The 20656-nt window shown below is 59.6% G+C and carries 20 protein-coding genes; 13 read left to right on the forward strand and 7 right to left on the reverse strand.

What is annotated here, in order from left to right:
- Nucleotides 1-194: 194 nt before the first annotated feature.
- Nucleotides 195-743, reverse strand: coding sequence for a YggT family protein (locus BMX55_RS04880; protein WP_091453740.1), 549 nt, complete (start codon nt 741-743; stop codon nt 195-197).
- 181 nt (nt 744-924) lie between these two features.
- Between BMX55_RS04880 and lysS the strand changes: the two genes are divergently transcribed.
- The 4 genes from lysS to BMX55_RS04900 all read left to right on the forward strand — a co-directional run bounded on the left by lysS (nt 925) and on the right by BMX55_RS04900 (nt 6079).
- On the forward strand, nt 925-2469 hold the full coding sequence (gene lysS, locus BMX55_RS04885; RefSeq protein ID WP_091453743.1) for a lysine--tRNA ligase: 1545 nt from the start codon (nt 925-927) through the stop codon (nt 2467-2469).
- A 24-nt stretch (nt 2470-2493) separates the two neighbouring features.
- Nucleotides 2494-3159: a mechanosensitive ion channel family protein gene (locus BMX55_RS04890; RefSeq protein WP_091453747.1), complete on the forward strand. Its 666-nt coding sequence runs from the start codon at nt 2494-2496 to the stop codon at nt 3157-3159.
- Between the two features lie 108 nt (nt 3160-3267).
- Complete coding sequence (locus BMX55_RS04895; protein ID WP_091453749.1) at nt 3268-5436, forward strand: PhoX family protein; 2169 nt, start codon at nt 3268-3270, stop codon at nt 5434-5436.
- Between the two features lie 439 nt (nt 5437-5875).
- Nucleotides 5876-6079, forward strand: coding sequence for a hypothetical protein (locus BMX55_RS04900; protein WP_091453752.1), 204 nt, complete (start codon nt 5876-5878; stop codon nt 6077-6079).
- Between the two features lie 161 nt (nt 6080-6240).
- Here BMX55_RS04900 and BMX55_RS04905 read toward each other — a convergent pair whose 3' ends face one another.
- From BMX55_RS04905 to BMX55_RS04915, 3 genes are all read right to left on the reverse strand, one after another.
- A complete protein-coding gene (locus BMX55_RS04905; protein WP_091453755.1) occupies nt 6241-7068 on the reverse strand; it encodes a BPSS1780 family membrane protein in 828 nt (275 codons plus the stop codon).
- 11 nt (nt 7069-7079) lie between these two features.
- Nucleotides 7080-8030, reverse strand: coding sequence for a homoserine kinase (locus tag BMX55_RS04910; RefSeq protein WP_091453759.1), 951 nt, complete (start codon nt 8028-8030; stop codon nt 7080-7082).
- Nucleotides 8031-8119: 89 nt separating this feature from the next.
- Nucleotides 8120-8470 carry a hypothetical protein gene (locus BMX55_RS04915; RefSeq protein ID WP_091454838.1) on the reverse strand — a complete coding sequence of 117 codons (351 nt, stop codon included), beginning with the start codon at nt 8468-8470 and terminating at the stop codon, nt 8120-8122.
- Between the two features lie 56 nt (nt 8471-8526).
- Here BMX55_RS04915 and polA point away from each other — a divergent pair, with 56 nt between their 5' ends.
- Nucleotides 8527-11400 (forward strand): DNA polymerase I, encoded by a 2874-nt coding sequence (gene polA, locus BMX55_RS04920; protein ID WP_091453762.1) that lies wholly within the window; start codon nt 8527-8529, stop codon nt 11398-11400.
- Nucleotides 11401-11412: 12 nt separating this feature from the next.
- Here polA and BMX55_RS04925 read toward each other — a convergent pair whose 3' ends face one another.
- On the reverse strand, nt 11413-12303 hold the full coding sequence (locus tag BMX55_RS04925; RefSeq protein ID WP_091453764.1) for an NAD-dependent epimerase/dehydratase family protein: 891 nt from the start codon (nt 12301-12303) through the stop codon (nt 11413-11415).
- A gap of 249 nt (nt 12304-12552) precedes the next feature.
- On the opposite strand from BMX55_RS04925, the gene BMX55_RS04930 reads away from it, so the two are divergent.
- Nucleotides 12553-13467, forward strand: coding sequence for a dienelactone hydrolase family protein (locus BMX55_RS04930; protein ID WP_091453767.1), 915 nt, complete (start codon nt 12553-12555; stop codon nt 13465-13467).
- A gap of 118 nt (nt 13468-13585) precedes the next feature.
- Nucleotides 13586-14461 (forward strand): ZIP family metal transporter, encoded by an 876-nt coding sequence (locus BMX55_RS04935; protein WP_091453770.1) that lies wholly within the window; start codon nt 13586-13588, stop codon nt 14459-14461.
- A 24-nt stretch (nt 14462-14485) separates the two neighbouring features.
- On the opposite strand, the gene BMX55_RS04940 is transcribed toward BMX55_RS04935, so the two are convergent.
- Nucleotides 14486-15280, reverse strand: coding sequence for an SAM-dependent methyltransferase (locus BMX55_RS04940; RefSeq protein WP_091453773.1), 795 nt, complete (start codon nt 15278-15280; stop codon nt 14486-14488).
- Nucleotides 15277-15876 (reverse strand): Maf family nucleotide pyrophosphatase, encoded by a 600-nt coding sequence (locus tag BMX55_RS04945; protein WP_091453777.1) that lies wholly within the window; start codon nt 15874-15876, stop codon nt 15277-15279. Before BMX55_RS04945 ends, BMX55_RS04940 begins: the two co-directional genes overlap by 4 nt.
- Nucleotides 15877-15903: 27 nt before the next feature.
- Between BMX55_RS04945 and BMX55_RS04950 the strand changes: the two genes are divergently transcribed.
- The 6 genes from BMX55_RS04950 to fabG all read left to right on the forward strand — a co-directional run bounded on the left by BMX55_RS04950 (nt 15904) and on the right by fabG (nt 20619).
- On the forward strand, nt 15904-16467 hold the full coding sequence (locus BMX55_RS04950) for a YceD family protein (RefSeq protein ID WP_091453779.1): 564 nt from the start codon (nt 15904-15906) through the stop codon (nt 16465-16467).
- A gap of 103 nt (nt 16468-16570) precedes the next feature.
- A complete protein-coding gene (rpmF, locus tag BMX55_RS04955; protein WP_091453782.1) occupies nt 16571-16753 on the forward strand; it encodes a 50S ribosomal protein L32 in 183 nt (60 codons plus the stop codon).
- 121 nt (nt 16754-16874) lie between these two features.
- Nucleotides 16875-17930: a phosphate acyltransferase PlsX gene (gene plsX, locus BMX55_RS04960; protein ID WP_091453786.1), complete on the forward strand. Its 1056-nt coding sequence runs from the start codon at nt 16875-16877 to the stop codon at nt 17928-17930.
- A complete protein-coding gene (locus BMX55_RS04965) occupies nt 17927-18904 on the forward strand; it encodes a beta-ketoacyl-ACP synthase III (protein ID WP_091453787.1) in 978 nt (325 codons plus the stop codon). Before plsX ends, BMX55_RS04965 begins: the two co-directional genes overlap by 4 nt.
- 24 nt (nt 18905-18928) lie before the next feature.
- Nucleotides 18929-19876, forward strand: a complete 948-nt coding sequence (gene fabD / locus BMX55_RS04970) for an ACP S-malonyltransferase (RefSeq protein ID WP_091453790.1) — start codon at nt 18929-18931, stop codon at nt 19874-19876.
- Nucleotides 19873-20619 carry a 3-oxoacyl-ACP reductase FabG gene (gene fabG / locus BMX55_RS04975; protein WP_091453793.1) on the forward strand — a complete coding sequence of 249 codons (747 nt, stop codon included), beginning with the start codon at nt 19873-19875 and terminating at the stop codon, nt 20617-20619. Before fabD ends, fabG begins: the two co-directional genes overlap by 4 nt.
- Nucleotides 20620-20656: the final 37 nt, after the last annotated feature.

Here is a 20656-nt window from a genome sequence, read left to right on the forward strand (position 1 = left end):
TGGTGGTAGCAAATTATTATTAGATAGAGTAATTCAGACCCTAAAAATTCACTCCTCTAATATTGGTGCTAGGCGGCGGATAGCTCACCGATAGCCACTAGCAGAGATGTCCTATCTGTCTATGTTTCTCATAAACTTTTTTACCCCATCGCACAGTGGCAGTTGAATTTCAGTAGATAGCAACACCCCATCCTTCAATGCAACACGCTGGCCTGCAAGTACCCCAGCACCATCACCGCCACTTGCAGCAGCACCAACAGCACCAGTGATGCAAAATCCACGCCACCCACCAAAGGGATGATGCGGCGTACAGGCCGCAACAGCGGTTCACTGAGCCGGTCAATCACATCAGCCAGCGCCGAGCGCGTTTGCACCCAAGACAACACGGCATGGATGATGATGAGGCCCGTCATGCCAGTCAGTGCCACCCGCACCAAGGCACACAGCGCCAACCACGGCAGCCAGAGCAGTCCGGTGCCTGCGCCTAGCAGCAACCAGAGCAACAGGTATTGCAACAACTCCACCAGCGCAGCCGCCAGCAAGCTGGCCGTGTCGATGCGGCCCAGCGGCGGAATGACTTTGCGCAGCGGCAAAATCAGCCAATCGCTCAGGGCAAATACCATTTGCCCCACTGGATTGCCAAACGGCACACGCTGCCACTGCATATACAGGCGCAGCAGGCAGGCACCACAGAGCAGGCCAGCGGCCACATCAAGCAGAAAAGAGACAATTTGGTAAAGCATGGAGTGGCAAATCCTTGAGCGCAGTGCGTACACGGGATGATAACGATAACTTTTTTGCCTATAGCAGGCCGCACTGGTGGGCACCTGAAGGTGGTTCAGCAGCCAGCCTTTGCCTGAACCCATAAAATCGACCGTTTGGCTGTCAACAGCCCCATTTTTACGTCCCGCAGCGACGGCACCTATGTCTGACCATCTCCACGCCTCTCCTTCCCAAGATGAAAACCAACTCATGGCCGAGCGCCGCGAAAAACTGCGCGCCTTGCGCGAATCCGTGCAGGATGGCGCAGGCGTAGCCTTTCCCAACGACTTCAAGCCCGCACACCATGCCGCGCACTTGCAGCAAGAATATGCAGGCACCAGCGCCGAGGCATTGGAAACCCAGCCCGTCACCGTCTCGGTAGCCGGGCGCATGATGCTCAAGCGCGTGATGGGCAAGGCCAGCTTTGCCACAGTACAAGACGGCTCCTTGGGCAGCACCGGGGGCCGGGTGCAGTTGTATGTCACACGCGATGCGCTGGGTGAAGAGCTCTATGCCGCCTTCAAGCACTGGGACTTGGGCGATATTGTCGGTGCCGAAGGCACCTTGATGAAAACCAAGACCGGCGAGCTATCCATCAAGGTCACGCACCTGCGCTTGCTCACCAAGAGCCTGCGCCCGATGCCCGACAAGTTCCACGGCATCCACGACCAAGAAGTCAAATACCGCCAGCGCTATGTCGATTTGATGACCGATGAATCGGCCCGCCGCCGCTTTATCGCCCGCAGCAAGGCCGTCAGTGGCATCCGTGACTTCATGGTGCAACACGACTTTCTGGAGGTGGAAACCCCGATGCTGCACCCCATTCCCGGTGGTGCCAACGCCAAGCCCTTTGTTACGCACCACAACGCGCTAGAACAAGAGATGTACCTGCGCATTGCGCCGGAGTTGTACCTCAAGCGCTTGTTGGTGGGCGGTTTTGAGCGCGTGTTCGAGATCAACCGCAACTTCCGCAACGAAGGGATTTCGGTACGCCACAACCCCGAATTCACGATGATGGAGTTCTATGCGGCCTATTGGAACTACCGCGATCTGATGGACTTTACCGAAGCGCTGGTGCGCGACGCGGCCATGAAGGCGGTTGGCTCTTTGGAGCTGTCGTACCAAGACCGCAGTGTGGATTTGAGCCAGCCTTTCCAGCGCCTGACTATCCGCGAGGCTATTTTGGCGCACACCGAGGCCGGTGACAATGTAGATGATGCAGCTTGGTTGATCGCCGCCCTGCAAAAGCTGGGCATGAATGAGGCCAAAAATCGCCTGTCGCAGCGCACATTGGCAGGCTTGCAAGTGCTGTATTTTGAAGAAACGGTAGAAGACAAGCTCTGGCAGCCCACCTTCATCATGGAGCACCCGACCGAGATCAGCCCGCTGGCCCGCGCCAATGACCAGCGCCCCGAAGTGACCGAGCGTTTTGAGCTGTACATCACGGGCCGCGAGTTTGGCAACGGCTTTAGCGAGCTCAACGATGCCGAAGACCAAGCGGCGCGCTTCCATGCCCAGGTAGACAACAAGCACGCAGGCGATGATGAGGCCATGTATTACGACCACGACTTTGTGCGTGCGTTGGAGTACGGCATGCCCCCGGCAGGCGGTTGCGGTATTGGCATTGACCGCCTGATGATGTTGCTCACTGATAGCGCCAGCATCCGCGATGTGATCTTGTTCCCAGCCCTGCGCCGCGAACTCTGATATTGAGCATCAAGCTACAGCAGCATGGCAAAGCGCAATTGGCAAGATCAACTGCCCGAATGGGCACAAGACTGGCTAGAAGTCATCGTTCCGGGTGGGCAAATCTTGCTCATTTTGGTGGCTGCTTGGGCTTTGCAACGGCTGATCGTGCGCGTGGTGGATCGGGCAGGTACCCACTACCAGATGCCGCTGGAACTGATGGTACCCATCAATGGCTTGCTGCGCTGGACGATTTTGCTCAGTGCCTTGCTGTTGGTGTTGGAGCGCATGGGCGTGTCGGCCACGGTGCTATGGACAGCCTTTACCGGCTTTGCCACCGTGGGGGCGGTCGCCTTCTTTGCCGCTTGGAGCGTACTGTCAAACCTGTTTTGTGCGCTGTTGATTTTTACCATCGGGCCGTTCAGTCTAGGTGACACGATTGAACTGCTCGATACCGCAGAAAAACCCGGTGCCAAGGGGCGGGTGATTGACATTAATCTGCTCTACACCACGCTAGAAGACAGTACCGCACCCGGCACCTTTTTACAAATCCCCAACTCTCTGATTTTTCAGCGCGTGCTGCGCCGCTGGAAAGGCGGGCAGGCGGTAGCAGCCTCCAGCAGCACACCAGCCCCAGCTGCCGAGGTCACACCAGACCCTCACCCTGTAGTAGCACCACTGAACAATACACCAGCCCCCAGCCCTCCCTGAATGGGGGGGCATTCGTCCATCGCAACATTGCTGGCACTGTCATACGCTTGCCATACGGTTTTTGAAGAATGGATTCTTTTTGCATTCCATTGTCCTTTGGAGCCCCTGATGACCGCACCCAGCACCTACGATGACAACGAAATCGTTAACGCCTCCAGCAACTTGCATATGGATGCGCTGATTGCCACGCGCCTGAGCCGCCGCCAAGCACTCAAGGGTGGGATGAGCGTGACAGCTGCAGCCTTGTTGGGCAGCGTCAGCCTAAGCGCCTGTGGCGGCTCCGACGATGCAGCCACAGCGGATGGGCTACAGCTGAGTTTTAGCGCCGTAGCAAAAAACAAGAATGACTTGGTCACAGTGCCCGAAGGCTACCAAGTAAGCATTCTGCACGCGCTGGGTGATCCGCTGCAATTTGGTGAAGAATCTTGGAAGGGTGATGGCAGCGAAAGCGCTGAATCCTACAACCGCCGCATTGGCGACGGCCACGATGGCATGTATTACTTTGGCCTGTCCGACGACGGCAAATTCAACGCTGAGCGCTCAGATCGTGGCCTGCTGGCCATGAATCACGAGTATGTCGTCGCCCCTTATGTCCTGCACCCCAATGGCATGACCACAGGAGCCGCCCGCGTGCCCACCGAAGTAGAAAAAGAAATCTACGCCCACGGCGTCAGTGTGGTGGAGGTCAAGCGCAGCAGTGGCAATGACATGGCGATGGTGCGCGGCTCGCGTTTTAACCGCCGCATCACCTCGGCCACCGAGATAGCCTTCGCCGGCCCCGTGCAAGGCCATGCCTTGGTGCGTACCAAATTCTCGCCCGATGGCCTTAAAACCCGTGGTACCAACAACAACTGTGCCAATGGTTATACCCCTTGGGGCACTTACCTGACTTGTGAAGAAAACTGGCTCAATGTGGTGAGCCGTGCTGCGGGCGACGATGCCAAGCGCAGCGCCAAGGAGGTGGTAGCACTGAAACGCTACGGCCTGCCAGAAAACCGCAAAAGCCCCTACCTGTGGGACACCGCTGGCAGCGATGATTTGTTTGCCCGCTGGACTTCTTCCGTGACCGGAGCCAGCGCCAACGACGATTACCGCAACACTGCCAACACCTTTGGCTGGGTGGTAGAGATTGACCCCTTCAACCCCACATCGACCCCTGCCAAGCGCAGCGCCTTGGGCCGTTTTAACCACGAAGGTGCTTGGCCTGCGCCCGCCGTGGCAGGCCAGCCTATCGTCATTTACATGGGTGACGATGCCCGCAACGAGTACATCTACAAGTTTGTCTCTAAAGCCCTGTGGAACCCACAAGACGTAAACGGTGGCATGGCCGTAGGAGCCAAGTATCTGGACGAGGGCACGTTGTATGTGGCTAAGTTCAATGCCGATGGCAGCGGCCAGTGGCTAGAACTGAGCTATGGCAAGAACGGCTTGGATGCCAGCAATGCCGCCTACCCGTTTGTCGATCAGGGCGATGTCGTGACCCATGCCCGCTTGGCTGCCGACAAAGTAGGAGCCACGAAGATGGATCGTCCAGAATGGGGTGCCGTGCATCCGCGCAACGGCGAGGTCTATATGACCCTGACCAACAACAGCAACCGTGTCGATCCCAGCGCCACCCCCACCGGCAGCCAACTCAAGCCCGATGCCGCCAACCCACGCTACTACAGCGACAACTACACCAACAACGACGGCAGCAGCAAGAGCAACAAGGGCAACCCCAACGGCCACATCATCCGCTGGCACGAAAATGGCAGCAATGGTGCCGCCACGGCGTTTGCTTGGGATATTTACCTGTTTGCCGCCCAAGCCGATGCAGCGGGTGACGTCAACCTGTCAGGCTTGAGCGCAGTGAATGATTTTTCTAGCCCCGATGGCCTGTATTTTGACCCGCGTGGTTTGCTGTGGATTCAGACCGATGATGGTGCTTATACCGATGTGACCAACTGCATGATGCTGGCCGCTGTGCCCGGCCAAGTGGGCGATGGCGGTGCGGTCACTGCTGCGGGTGGCACAGCCACACGCAAAGGAGCCAATGCCTCGCCGGACAATCTGCGCCGCTTTTTGGTTGGCCCCAAGCAGTGCGAGATCACTGGCGTGGCCGTCACCCCGGACGGCAAAACGCTGTTCTTTAATGTGCAACACCCCGGAGAAGAAAGCAGCCTGAGCAACTTGGGCAGCCATTGGCCCGCCAGCCAGACTAATCCAGCCGCCACCCAGCGCCCACGCTCGGCTACGGTGGTGGTAACGCGTACCGATGGCGGGGCTATCGGGCTTTGACGCCAAATGCAGCCTGCCGGGCCATGCCTAGCGGGCTGTTTACGCCAGCAGGGCGTCCGCGCTGGCATAGGAAGGCCCGCTGTTGCGGGCAATGTCGCGTACCTCTTGGGTGGCTTGGCGGTTGATTTGATGGCGCTGCCGCATCGCCCTTGCCTGTTCTGGCGTCAGGCGAAGCTCAAAGGGAATGCCATTAACGCCTGACCAAGTTCTTGGGCGCTGGGGTGAATGCGTTCTACAAGGCTTTTCCATCAAAGAGCGAGGTGCGCCTTTATGCAGACCTTCTGTAGCGGGTTTTATTTTTAATCAGTTGCTGTGTACGTTACCGAACAGTCTAGACCAACTTACGAAGCTACTATCAGTTAGCACTTTGGTTAGGTGAAAACAAAACCAGTGCTGATTGACTGTAAATTCATCCACTTCTTCAAGTTAGGAAAATATTATGACTAATACCAACGAATCCAGCGCTCTGCACAAAAAAGCTGCCGGCGATCACGAAGCAGCCGCAAAACACCACCAGAAGGCAGCCGAATCCCATGACCAAAACAAGTTGAGTGACGCGAAGGTCAGCGCCAAGAGCGCCATGGATAGCTCCGACGCTGCACACAAAAATACGAAAGTCGCTTGCGACAGTTCGGCAAAGTAAATTCTTGCTGGAGGGCATAAATCGTCATCTAGATCAAATCTAATTTATCTAAATAAAATTTATGCCCTTCATTTCTAAAAATACAAATAAAAATTAATTTTTTATAGTCAAATAATTTATCTGGTATTAAAAAGCGGTAATGGCCGCTACCGGCACCAGAATCAAAACGTGCTATCGAGCTTGGTATCAGGCAAATCGACATCCGCAGCTTGGGGTGGCTCAAAGCAATCGCGGAAGGTAAAGACGATAGAGCTAAAGAACATGGCGGCCATCATCATGGCCATAGCCACCATCAGGCCCGCCATCGCCCCAGCGCTGAACAGGCCCAGCCCGGCCAGCAGCGCCCCCAGCAAACTGATAAGCACACCACCGATAGCAAAAGCCCCCAGCCAGCCTAGGCCAAAGAAGATAAAAGCCGTGATGTTGCGCGTACAAGCCACTAGGCTAAAAAAGAGGCTTTTGACCGGCGGCACCCCATGCCAATGCACCAAGCCCGGCGCATGCCAAAACAGCAGCGACAGCGGTAGGTACAGCAACATAGCCAGCCACATGGCATACTGGAACTCATCGCTTTCGGCCAGTTCCGCACTCATGGGGATATGGCCCAAATAGACTTGGGCAAACAGGCCGCCATCGACCAACGCAGACAGCGCCATCACCAGCAAAAACCCAACCGCATACAGCGCCCCCAACACTAGCATATCGCGCAGGTGTTGCTTGCCAGTGCGAAAAGCCACCAGCAGCACGGCGGGGGTCGGAAAGCGCCCTTGCATGGCCTCTGCCGCCGCCACCATCATCGCTAAGGTGGCCGAGGGCAACAGGCCCAGCGCCAGCGCAGGGCCAATCAAGGGCACGATGGAGACCAATGACATCGAGGCCATGGTCATGAAAAACAGCGCCGCGATGGCCATCGGCTGACGCCGGAACACGCTGATCCCCCCCTTGACCCAAGTGAGGCCGGTGCTGGCAGGGACGATGCGAAGTTTCATAAATCAGACGATCAAAGTGCCAGAGGCTGGGCAATGCGCTGGCGCAGCACGCGCTCAAAATGGGCGGGGTCGTGCGGCGTGAGCAAAGAGGCTTGGCGTGGTAGGTGGAAATCCCAGAGGCGCGAAATCCAAAAGCGCAAGGCCCCAGCGCGCAGCATGGCGTTGAGCAGTTCGCGCTCGGCAGCGATCAGCGGGCGCACCGCCTGATAGGCACGCAACATGGCCTCGGCGCGGGAGGTGTCGTGCTGGCCGGTAGCCAAGTCAATGCACCAGTCGTTCAGGCACACGGCCAAATCGAACATCCACGTATCGACGCCCGCAAAATAAAAATCAAAAAAACCGGTCAGGGTGTCGCCGTCAAACATGACGTTGTCGCGGAACAAATCGGCATGGACGGGGCCACGCGGCAGTGCGGTATAGGCCGAAGAGGCGGCGACATGGTTTTGGTAGGCCAGCTCCGATTGCAACAACGCAGCCTGCTCGGGCGCAAGGTAAGGCAGCACCACTGGCACAGTTTCGTTCCACCACGGCAGGCCGCGCAAGTTGGGCTGTTGGCGCTCGTAGTCGCGCCCAGCCAAGTGCATACGGGCCAGCATATCGCCCACTGCGGCGCAATGCACGGCTTGGGGGGCCAATTGGCTTTTGCCTTGCAGGCGGTTGACCAGCGCGGCGGGCTTGCCACAGACGCGGTGCAAAATCTCGCCATGCTGGTCGGGCCGGGGGTCGGGCACCGGAATGCCTGCATGGGCCAAGTGCTTCATCAGGTGCAGATAAAACGGCAACTGCTCGGCGGTCAGGCGCTCAAACAGAGTGAGCACAAACTCACCTTGGTCGGTGGTGACAAAGTAGTTGGTGTTCTCAATGCCCCCTTCAATGCCGCGCAGCGCTTGCAGTTCTCCGAGTTGCAACCGTTGCACGAGGGTGTGTGCATCTTTCAGGGGGACTTGGGTAAATACGGCCATCGCTCAACAGACTAGGGAATAGAGGCTAAAAAAAGGAAATCCCACAGCACTACCGAGCCAACACCGGCCCCGCAGCACGCACGGAAAAATCAGAACTGCTTAAGGTTCCAGACACGGGTGCCAGTATTGGTCTCGCCGCCGTTGCGTGGGCGGTTGCGCACACCATCGGAGGGTTGCACCTCGTAGGCGGGTACATCGCCCACCTTGGGCTGGACGGTGATGCTTTGGGTTTGACCACCAATGCGCAGCTCATCGACGCGGCTGCCACCATCTTCAACGTGGATGCGTTGGGTGCGTTGTTCGGGGCGATGGCTTTTAGCGGCAGGCGGTGGCGGATTGGTATGCCCGGCAGTGGCCTTGGGGCTGAAAGCATCAGGATTTTGGGCCAAGGCCGGGCCAGCAGCCAAAGCCAGCAACAGAAGGGGTAGAACAGCGCGCATAGCGCGATTGTAGGCCGCGCCTGCGCCCACTGGCCGGGCCATGCACAATCGGCCCCATGAGCAAGCCTAAAACCTTGGTGCTGGTCGATGGTTCCAGCTACCTATACCGTGCCTTCCATGCCATGCCCGACCTGCGCGCCGTGCCGGGCGACCCTAGCAGCCCCGCCACTGGGGCCATTCAGGGCATGATTAAGATGTTGCAGGCGCTGCGCCGCGAGCACCCTGCCGATTATGCCGCCTGCATTTTTGATGCGCCCGGCCCCACGTTTCGTGATGCCATCTATCCGGCCTACAAAGCCACGCGCAAACCGATGCAAGATGATTTGCGTGCGCAAATCGCTCCCATCCACGAGGTGGTGCGCCAACTGGGCTGGAGCGTGCTGGCCGTACCCGGCGTCGAGGCAGACGATGTGATTGGCACCCTCGCCCATGCAGCGGCACAACAGGGCGTGGATGTGATTGTGTCCAGTGGTGATAAAGACTTAAGCCAACTGGTCAATGAGCATGTCACCATCATCGACACCATGAAGCAGGGCAAGCGCCGCGATGTGGCGGGCGTGACCGCAGAGTTTGGCGTGCCCCCAGCGCTGATGGTGGATTTTCAGATACTGGTGGGCGATAGCGTGGACAACGTGCCCGGTGTGCCCAAAGTGGGCGAGAAAACGGCGGCCAAGTGGTTGCAAGAATACGGCTCGCTCGATGCCATCATCGCCCAAGCTGACCAGATCAAAGGCGTGGTCGGGCAAAACCTGCGCGCCAGCCTCGGCTGGCTGCCCACAGGCCGCCAGTTGGTCACTATCAAAACCGATTGCGATTTGGCCGATTGGGTGCCGGGCTTGCCCGCGTTGGATGCCTTGGCGGTGGGTGAACCGCAAACCCAAGCGTTGTACGATTTTTACAAGCGTTATGGCTTGAAGGGGCTGGCGCAGGCATTGCCCACAGCGGCAGCAGCCACCACGACGCCCACCCGGCCTGCCAAGCCAGCGGCGTTGGCGCGTGGTGAGAGTGGCGATTTATTTGCTGATCCACCACCGCCGTCCGCTGAAGGCCCGCAGCACCTTACCGTAGAAGGTGATTTGTTTGCTGCCCCCAATGCCACCGAATTGGCGCAGGCGGTAGAGCACCGCAGCTTGGCTTATGACACCATTGTGGATTGGGACACCTTAGAGCGCTGGCTGGCCAAGGTGCAAGCAGCAGAATTGGTAGCCATCGACACCGAAACCACCTCCTTGGACGCCATGCGCGCCGAGCTGGTAGGCATCAGCCTGAGCGTGCAGCCCGGCGAGGCGGCCTACATCCCGTTGGCCCACACCGGCCCGGAGGCCCCAGCACAGTTGCCCTTGCTAGAAGTGCTGGAGCGCCTGCGCCCGTGGCTAGAAGATGCCCGCCACGCCAAGCTGGGCCAACACATCAAATACGACCGCCATGTTTTTGCCAACTACGGCATTGAGGTGCGCGGCTATGCCCACGACACCATGCTGCAAAGCTATGTGCTAGAAGTGCATAAGCCCCACAGTTTGAGCAGCTTGGCGCAGCGCCACTTGGGGCGCAGCGGCATTAGCTATGAGGATTTGTGCGGCAAGGGCGTACACCAAATTCCGTTTGCCCAAGTCCCGGTGGATAAAGCCGCAGCCTACGCCTGCGAAGACGCCGACCAAACGCTGGACGTCCACCAAGCGCTATGGCCGCTGCTGGCCGCCCACGACAAGCTGCGCGCCATTTACGAGCTAGAAATCGCCAGCAGCGAGGTGCTCTACCATGTCGAGCGCCACGGCGTGCTGATTGATGCGCCACTGTTGGCCGCGCAAAGCCAGCAACTGGGCGCACGCATTGTGGAGCTAGAGCAAGAAGCCTATGCGCTGGCTGGGCAGCCATTCAACCTGAGCAGCCCCAAGCAGTTAGGCGAGATTTTCTTCGACAAACTGGACATGCCGGTGGTGAAAAAAACCGCTACCGGCGCACGCAGCACCGACGAAGAAGTGCTAGAAAAGCTGGCGCTGGACTACCCCCTGCCCGCCAAAATTTTGGAGCACCGCTCCTTGAGCAAGCTCAAGGGCACCTACACCGACAAATTGGCGGGCATGGCACATCCGCGCACAGGGCGCGTGCATACCCATTACGCGCAGGCGGTGGCCGTGACCGGGCGCTTGTCCAGCAATGAGCCGAACCTGCAAAACATTCCGATCCGCACCCCCGAAGGGCGGCGCGTGCGCGAAGCCTTTGTGGCCGCGCCCGGCTGTGTGATTGCCAGCGCCGATTACAGCCAGATTGAACTGCGCATCATGGCGCACCTGAGCGGCGACCATGCACTGCTGCACGCCTTTCAGCATGGCTTGGACGTCCACCGGGCCACGGCAGCAGAGGTGTTTGGCGTCAGCGTGCATGAGGTGACGCAAGAACAGCGCCGCTATGCCAAGGTGATTAACTTTGGTTTGATTTATGGCATGAGCAGCTTTGGGCTGGCGCGCAATTTGGGCATCGACCAGACGGCGGCTAAAAACTACATTCAGCGCTACTTTGAGCGCTACCCTGGCGTCAAGCAATACATGGACGACACCAAGGCCCAAGCCAAAGCGATGGGCTATGTCGAAACCGTGTTTGGCCGCCGGTTGATGCTGCCTGAAATCAACTCCCCCAACGGCCCGCGCCGCGCCGCTGCCGAGCGCGCTGCCATCAATGCACCCATGCAGGGCACCGCCGCTGACCTCATCAAAATGGCGATGGTGGCAGTGCAAAAAGTGCTAGAAGCTGAAAAGCCCAGCATCAAAATGATTATGCAGGTACACGATGAACTGGTGTTTGAACTGCCAGAGTCCGAAGTGGACTGGCTGCGCCAGCAGGTGCCGCGCCTGATGGCGGGAGTAGCCAGCCTGCGCGTGCCCCTGCTGGCCGAGGTGGGCGTGGGGCCTAATTGGGAGCAGGCCCACTAGAGCCGCGCGCATTTAGCGCCAAGCCGTTGCCACCAACCGGCGGTAAGGGACGGCTGAACGGCCCAGCAGACGAGCAAAATCAGCAGCATCGCCCACGTTATCGGTGCCCAACATAGCCAAAGTCTCACTGCACCAAGGCGAGGCGGGCACACTATCGCCCAACCGGGCGCTGAGTTTGGTGAGCCAGCTAGGCATCCGCAGCACCCACGCCGGGCCGTGGCCCAGTTGCTGGCGCAGGCTGGCAATAAAGGCCCCCATGCGCAAGGCTTCGGGGCCCACACATTCAACCATGCCAACGGTGGCTTGGGCTGGGCCAAGCAGCGCTACCACCGCAGCGGCCAAATCGTGTACCGAGACTGGCTGCACTTGGGCATCGAGCACCGGCCCCGGCAACACCACCATGGGAAGCCGGGCCAAATTCATGAATAGAGCGCTGCTGTCGCCGCCTTGTCCAAACACCACGCTGGGACGCAAAATAACCGGTCGCAGCTTGTGCTGCGCCGCCAGCGCCCACAGCCGCTCTTCCGCCGACCGCTTGGTGCTGGCGTATTGCGTGGTGCTGCCATCAATGCCCAAGGCCGAGATTTGCACTACGCGCTGCACCCCGGCTTGAGCACAGGCTTCAAACAGGGCAATGGGGGTGTCGCGGTGTACGGCTGCAATCGGGCGGGCGCTGCTGTCGCGCAGCACGCCCACCGCATTGACCACGGCATCCATGCCTTCAAGCCGGGGCAGCCAGAAGGCGGGCATGGTGTCGTAGGCAAAGTCCATCGGCACCTGCAAGGCATTGCGGGGCGTTTGGCGCGGCGAGATACCACCGTACACCGTATGCCCGGCGGCGGTCAGAGCAGCGTAGAGGGTTTGGCCAACAAAGCCGGTCGAGCCGGTGAGAAGAATACGCATGGTAGAGCTTTCTACGAATAGAGTGGTCTTTATAAGACAATCGGACACCATCTACACAGATATCAAACTGGCGAACGCACAGTTTTACCAAACCAAAGCAAGTGGCCGCAATCGGGCAGTAACTTTCGATCCTCGCCTTCTCTGGGGCGGTTGCCATCAAATCCAGACAATATCTGCGGACATGGCGCCTGCGCCTAGGGACTGCGCTAGGGCTGGCCCTAGACTGCACATTTTTGCAGGACCCCATCAATGCCAAATGCCAACTGGTTTTCTGATATCAATGCCTTGCTGCCGGGGCGCAGCACCACTACAGGCACCACCCGCCGCACCGCTCTAGGCGCTGCGCTGGGGCTGGGGCTGGGCTATGCGGCGGCTGCCGCCCCATTGATGGCACAAACGGCCATCCACACCACTGCGGAAGGGCTCGATGCGGGCTGGATCAGCTTTAGCGTGCAGGGCTTTGAGGTGCCTGCCTACCGCGCCGCCCCCAGAACCGTGCCCGAGGGCCAAAGTGGCCTGCCAGTGGTGCTGGTAGTGCAAGAAATTTTTGGCGTACACGAGTACATTGCCGATGTCTGTCGGCGCTTGGCACGGGCAGGCTATCTGGCCATTGCCCCACAGCTTTATGCGCGCCAAGGCAACCCCTCCAGTTACAGTGAAATCACCAAGCTGATGGCCGAGTTGGTGTCTAAAGTGCCCGACGCCCAGGTGATGGCCGACCTCGATGGTGCAGTGCATTGGGCTACCACGCACGGCGGCGATGCCAGCCGTGTGGCAGTCACCGGCTTTTGCTGGGGTGGGCGCATCACTTGGCTGTATGCCGCCCACGGCCCCGTCAAGGCGGGCATAGCTTGGTATGGTCGCCTCGTGGGCGAGGCTACACCACACACCCCCAAGCATCCGGTCGATCTGGCGTCGTTGCTCAAAGCCCCGGTGCTGGGCCTGTACGGTGAAAAAGACAGCGGCATCCCGCTTGACACGGTTGATAAGATGAAAAAATCCCTGGCTCAAGGCTCGGCAGCGGCCAAATCATCGCAGTTTGTGCTCTATCCAGATGCACCCCATGCCTTCCATGCCGATTACCGCCCCAGCTACCGCAAAGAAGCGGCGCAAGATGGCTGGCATCGGGCGCTCGATTGGTTGCATCAGCACGGCGTGGCCTGAGCGCGGCCCTTGCTGCACCCAAGCCGCCAGGCATTTGCCGGGCGGCTTTTTTGCTTGCTTGGCCGTGTATTTTTGATTCCACAGGGGCTTGTATCCCTGCAAAGAAAGTGTTTCAGCTATGGTTCTGTTCACCATCATCATCGCCACTTTGGTCACTGGCATTGGCAGTGTTTGGATTGCTGCGCTGTTGTTGCGCACCCGCTTTGGTGGCCGCAGCGATAGCTTGGGGCCACAGTATCTGCTTAGTTTGGCCGCTGGCGCGCTGTTAGCTACCTCGTTCATGCACCTGCTGCCTGAAGCCTTTGAGAGCCAAGCGGGCGCGCACGATCTGTTTACCGTGTTGCTGCTGGGGGTGGTTTTTTTCTTTTTGCTCGACAAGGCCGAACTGTGGCACCACGGCCATGAGCACAACCACGACGCCCCAGCCCCACAAGCACCAACGCACCCGCACAGCGCGGCCCGGCACGAACATGGCGCTAGCCCGCACCATCACGACCACCACCATCATGACCACAGCCACCCTGCAAACGGAGGTGGCTTGCGCACCGGCGGCTGGACGCTCATCACTGGCGATAGCGTGCATTGCTTTGGCGATGGTGTGCTGATTGCTTCGGCGTTTATGGCCGACCTGCGCTTGGGGCTGATTGCCGCCGTCTCGGTGCTGGCCCATGAGGTGCCGCACCACATTGGCGATTTGGTGGTGCTGCGCCAAAGCAGCGCCAACCGGCGCATGGCACTGGTCAAAGTGTCACTGGCTGGGGCCGTAACGGCCATTGGTGGGCTGGTGGGTTACTTTTTGGTGGCGCAGTTGCAAGACTGGCTACCGTATTTTCTGGCGCTGGCCTCCAGCAGCTTTATTTATGTGGCACTGGCCGATTTGATTCCGCAACTGCAAAAACGCCTGAGCGCCCGCGAGACAGCAGCCCAGATTGCTTGGCTGCTGCTGGGTATGGGTGTGGTGGTGCTGCTCAGCAGCATGGCCCACAGCCACTGAGGGCCGGGGCAGGCAGCCAGAGACTCAGCGCCCAAGGGCAAACACCACCGGGGTGTGTTTGTCCGGGGCTTGGGGATTTTGACGCCACTGGCGCACCGCCATGCTTTGGATACGGGCTTCGGCCAGCGTCAGGCCACTGGCCAGTGCCAGCCGGGTATTGGGCTGCAAAGTGTGCAGCAGGCCCTGCAACAGCGCGGCATTGCGGTACGGGGTTTCAATAAACAACTGGGTCTGACCGCTTTGCAAAGCCAAAGACTCTAAGGCCCGGATGCGCTGGGCGCGTTCGGCGGCGTCTTGCGGCAGGTAGCCGACAAAAGCAAAGTTTTGCCCATTCAAACCACTGGCCGCCAGCGCTAGCAACAGCGAAACCGGCCCCACCAGTGGCACCACGTTCAGGCCCAAGTCATGCGCAGCGCGCACCACCGAGCTGCCGGGGTCGGCCACAGCGGGCATACCAGCTTCGCTCACCAGCCCAATGTCGTGTCCAGCCAAGGCTGGGGCCAGCAGGGGCCGGGCATCAAACACGGCACCGCCCTTGTCGCCATGATCGCCTTTTTTGTGCGCTTCGCGCGGCAACTCGGTAATCTGTTGCGCTTGTAGCGGCTGGGCCAAGGGATACAGGGCTTCTACCCGTTTGAGGTAGGCGCGGGTGCTTTTGGCATTCTCACACACCCAATGCGTCAAACGGGCAGCCACCGTTAGGGTGGTTGCGGGCAGGCTGTCTTGCAATGGGGCTTGGCTGGTACAGCCAAAATCGAGCGGTGCAGGTACCAAATACAGGGTACCGCGCCCACTTTGGCTTTGTGAGGTAGCGGTCATGGCAGGATGATCCCGGCCGCCCGCAGCAGGCGGCAGGTGCGAATCAAGGGCAGGCCAATCAGCGCCGTAGGATCGTCGCTCACGATGGCATCGAGCAGACTGATGCCCAAGCCCTCGCTCTTGGCGCTGCCCGCGCAGTCGTAGGGCTGCTCGGCGCGCAGGTAGCGTTCAATCTCGTCTTCGGCCAAGGCGCGAAAGCGCACTTCCACCGCTGCCAGCTCTGCCTGTTCAAAGCCAGTGGCATGGCAGACCACCGCCACCGCCGTCTGAAAAATCACCGTATGGCCGCTCATCATGCCCAGTTGGGCCACGGCGCGCTCATGGTTGCCGGGCTTGCCCAGCGGGTGACCAGCCAAATCGGCTACCTGATCGGAGCCAATCACCACCGCTTCGGGGTATTGCGAGGCCACAGCATGGGCTTTGGCCAAGGCCAAACGCAGCGCCAGCGCTGGTGGTGCCTCGCCGGGCTGCGGGGTTTCATCCACATCAGGTGCTGTCACCTCAAAGGGCAGACGCAAACGTTGCAACAGCTCGCGCCGATAACGCGAGGTAGAACCCAGCACCAGTGGGCGTTGTGGGGGAAAGAAAGATTGCATGGCCGCGATTCTCTTACACTGCACCCCATGACCAAGACCTTCCACCCTGAGAAACTGGACATCAAAGCCTTTGCCAAGGCCAGCGGGCATCTGAGCGGCCATGACACGCTGCTCAAATATGCACGTTTGGCCGAAGAAGCCCACGGCTTGCTGCACCCCGATTTGCATGTGAACTGGCAGGCCAACGCTGAGATGCTCTCCGATGGTGGCAACGGCCATCAACCTTGGCTGCATCTGCATGTAGAGGCCACCTTTCCGATGCTGTGCCAGCGCTGCCTCGGGCCGGTAGATGTGCCGCTGCTGGTGGAGCGCTCCTTCCGCTTTGTGCCTGATGAGGCCACTGCCGAGGCGCTGGACGAGGAGTTTGAAGAAGACCTGTTGGCGCTAGAGCCTGATTTTGACCTGCACACGCTGATCGAAGATGAGCTACTGATGGCCCTGCCCGTGGTACCCCGCCACGACGAATGCCCTGAGCCGGTACCGCTGGCTTCCAGCGACGAAGATTTTGAAGCGGCCAATGCAGAAAAGCCCAATCCCTTCGCGGCGCTTGCCAGTTTGCGGGTAGAAAAACCCAAGAATGAAGGCCATTGAGGCGTTTGCTATAATCTTAGGCTTCGCGCGAATCCCACCTCGTGTCTTTTGAATGGGCTGATCGCGTTTTTACCAACCCCCTTTTTAAGACCAGGAGCCCATCATGGCTGTCCAACAGAATAAAAAATCCCCCTCCAAGCGCGGTATGCACCGTTCGCACAATGCCCTGAACGTGCCCGGCATTGCTGTCGAAGCCACCACTGGCGAAATCCACCTGCGCCACCACATCAGCCCCAACGGCTTTTACCGTGGCCGCCAAGTGCTGAAGAATAAATCTGCTGCCTGACCGCATTCAGACCTTCGTACCTCCAAAGGCCCGTGGCTACTTGTTTTGTAGCACGGGCCTTTGCTTTTCTCGCTGCTTTCTCTCTTGAACCGGCTGCGCATACAGCCCCACATTTGTTCCGATGATTACTCTGGCTGTTGATTGCATGGGGGGCGACCACGGCCCCCGCGTCACCTTGGCGGCGTGCCGCCGGTTTCTGGACGAGCACCCCGACGCCCGCCTGTTGCTGGTGGGTTTGCCTGAGGCTTTGCAGAGCTTTACCCATGAACGGGCGCAAGCCATCCACGCCAGTGAAGTCGTGACGATGGAAGACCCAGTAGAAATCGCCCTGCGCCGCAAAAAAGATTCTTCGATGCGCGTGGCGATTCAGCAGGTCAAAGAAGGTACGGCAGCAGCGGTGGTGTCGGCGGGCAATACCGGTGCGCTGATGGCCATTGCCCGTTACATCCTCAAAACACTCGATGGCATTGACCGGCCCGCCATTGCAGGCCAAATTCCCAATGCCTTGGGCGGCTCCACCACCGTGCTCGATTTAGGGGCCAATGTCGATTGCACCGAGCTGCACTTGCTGCAATTTGCCATCATGGGCTCGGCGCTCGACTCAGTGCTCAAGGGCCGAGAGCAGCCCACAGTGGGGCTGCTCAACATCGGTGCTGAAGCCATCAAGGGCAGCGAAGTGATTAAAAAAGCCGGAGAGTTGCTGCACCATGCCGGCGATTCCGGCAGCATCAACTTTGTCGGCAATGTGGAAGGCAACGACATCTTCAAGGGCACCGTCGATATCGTCGTCTGCGACGGCTTTGTCGGCAATGTCGCCCTCAAAACCGGCGAAGGGCTGGCCAGCATGGTCAGCAGCTTTCTCAAGCAAGAATTTGCCCGCAACCCTTGGACAAAATTTGCCGCGCTCATGGCCTACCCGGTGTTGTCGGCATTTAAAAAGCGCTTAGACCACCGCCGCTACAACGGTGCAGCCCTGCTGGGCCTGCGTGGGCTGGTATTCAAAAGCCACGGCTCCGCCGATGAGGTGGCCTTTGGGCAAGCCTTGAACCGGGCGTATGATGCGGCCCGCAACAACTTGCTGGACCGGGTTCGCCACCGCATTGCCAGCGCAGCACCCTTTTTGCTGCCTGCCAGCCCTGCTACGGAGCGCGCACCAACGCCAGTTTCTCACCCATGAAACCCTACTCCCGCATTATCGGCACGGGCAGCTATCTGCCACCACGCCGCGTAACCAACGCTGATCTGGTGGCCGATTTGGCTGCGCGCGGCGTGGAAACCTCTGATGAATGGATTGTGGAGCGCACCGGCATCCGAGCGCGCCACTTTGCCGATGCCGATGTGGTTAGCAGCGATTTGGCCTTAGAAGCAGCGCGCCAAGCGCTACAGGCCGCCCATCTGCAAGCCCAAGACATCGACCTCATCATCGTGGCCACCTCCACGCCGGACATGGTGTTTCCGTCCACCGCCACCATCTTGCAACACAAACTCGGTGCCCACGGTTGCCCGGCCTTTGATGTGCAGGCGGTGTGCAGCGGCTTTATCTATGCCCTGACCGTGGCCGACGCCATGATCCGTGCAGGCACCGCCACGCGGGCGCTAGTGGTAGGTTCTGAAATTTTTAGCCGCCTATTGGATTTCCAAGACCGCACCACCTGCGTGCTGTTTGGCGATGGCGCTGGGGCCGTGGTGCTCGAAGCCTCCGACGAGCCGGGCATCTTGGCCACCGACATCCATGCCGATGGCAAACATGTAGGCATTCTGTGCGTGCCCGGCCATGTGTCGGGCGGCAAAGTCACTGGCTTGCCCCTGCTAACAATGGACGGCCAAGCCGTGTTCAAGCTGGCCGTGGGCTTGCTCGAAGGCGCGGCCCGCACCGTGCTGAACAAGGCCAGTCTGACCGAAGCCGATATCGACTGGCTGATCCCGCACCAAGCCAACATCCGCATCATGCAAAGCACGGCGCGCAAGCTCAAAATGGGTATGGACAAGGTGGTCGTCACCGTGCAAGAGCACGGCAACACCTCGGCAGCCTCCATTCCGCTGGCGCTAGACCATGCTGTGCGCGCCGGTCAGGTGCAAAAAGGCCAAACCCTACTGCTTGAAGGCGTGGGCGGCGGCTTTACGTGGGGCGCGGTGCTGCTCAAGCTCTGATTTTTCGATCAAAACAAAAACACCATGAAGACTTTTGCATTTGTCTTTCCGGGGCAAGGCTCCCAATCCGTGGGTATGTTGGATGCTTGGGGCGACCACCCCGTCGTGGCCCAAACGCTGCAAGAAGCCTCCGATGCCTTGGGTGAGGATGTCGCCAAGCTCATCCACGAAGGCCCTAAAGAACAACTGGCACTGACCACCAACACCCAACCGGTGATGCTGGTGGCCGGTGTGGCCGCATGGCGGGTTTGGCAAGCCGAAGGCGGCGCTTTGCCTGCGGCGGTGGCTGGGCACTCGCTGGGTGAATACTCGGCCTTGGTGGCTTCTGGCGTGCTCACGTTGGCCCAAGCAGCGCCGCTGGTGCGCCTGCGCGCTGCCGCCATGCAAGAAGCCGTGCCGGTGGGCACCGGCGCGATGGCCGCTATTCTGGGCTTAGAAGCCGCCAAAGTCATTGCAGGCTGTGCCGAAGCCACCGCCGCACTGGGCAGCAGCACCGAGGTGGTGGAGGCCGTCAACTTTAACGACCCCGCCCAAACCGTGATTGCCGGTAGCAAAGCGGCGGTTGAAAAGGCGTGCGAACTGCTCAAGGCGGCGGGTGCCAAACGCGCCCTGCCGCTGCCGGTGTCGGCCCCGTTCCACTCCAGCCTGATGAAGCCCGCCGCCGAAAAGCTGCGTGTGGCCTTGGCCAACACCAGCTTGGCTGCGCCACAAATTCCGGTGCTCAACAATATTGACGTGGCGGTGCAGCAAGACGCCGATGCCATCCGCGACGCGCTGGTGCGCCAAGCCTTTGGCCCGGTGCGCTGGGTCGAATGCGTGCAAGCGCTCAAAGCCCGTGGCATCAGCCACATCATCGAATGCGGCCCCGGCAAGGTGCTGGCCGGACTGGTCAAGCGCATTGATGCCGAACTGGTAGGCGCTGCCCTGTACGACCCCGCTACCCTCACCCAAACCAAGGAATTATTGGCATGAGCGAAACCACCACAAAAGCCCCCGTCGCACTGGTCACTGGCGCCTCGCGCGGCATTGGTGCGGCCATTGCACAAGAACTGGCCGCACGCGGCTACCAAGTCGTTGGCACTGCCACCACCGCTGAAGGTGCAGAGCGCATCAGCGCGGCACTGGCCGCCTACCCCGGCTGCCGGGGTGCTGCCTTAGATGTGAATGATGCCCCCGCTGTCGAAGCCCTGATCGACAGCCTCGTCAAACAACAAGGCGGCCTGCAAGTGTTGGTCAATAACGCGGGCATTACCCGCGACCAACTCGCCATGCGCATGAAAGATGACGACTGGGATGCCGTGCTCGACACCAATCTCAAGGCCGTGTTCCGCGTCAGCCGCGCCGCCATCAAGCCGATGATGAAGCAGCGCTTTGGCCGCATCATCAGCATCACCAGTGTGGTCGGTGCCTCTGGCAACCCCGGTCAGGCCAACTACGCCGCTGCCAAAGCCGGTGTGGCAGGCATGACCCGCGCACTGGCGCGTGAATTGGGCAGCCGCAATATCACCGTCAACTGCGTGGCCCCCGGCTTTATTGACACCGACATGACCGCCAGCCTGCCCGAAGCGCAGCAAAAGGCCCTGACGGCACAAATTCCGTTGGGCTGCTTGGGCAAGCCCGCCGACATCGCCCATGCCGTCGCTTACCTCGCCTCCAATGAGGCAGGCTACGTCACTGGGCAAGAGTTGCACGTCAATGGCGGCATGTACATGTAATTGCCAGAAGATCAAGCCAGTTGCATCACCACCGCAG

The sequence above is a fragment of the Giesbergeria anulus genome, assembly GCF_900111115.1.
Lineage (GTDB): Bacteria > Pseudomonadota > Gammaproteobacteria > Burkholderiales > Burkholderiaceae_C > Simplicispira > Simplicispira anulus.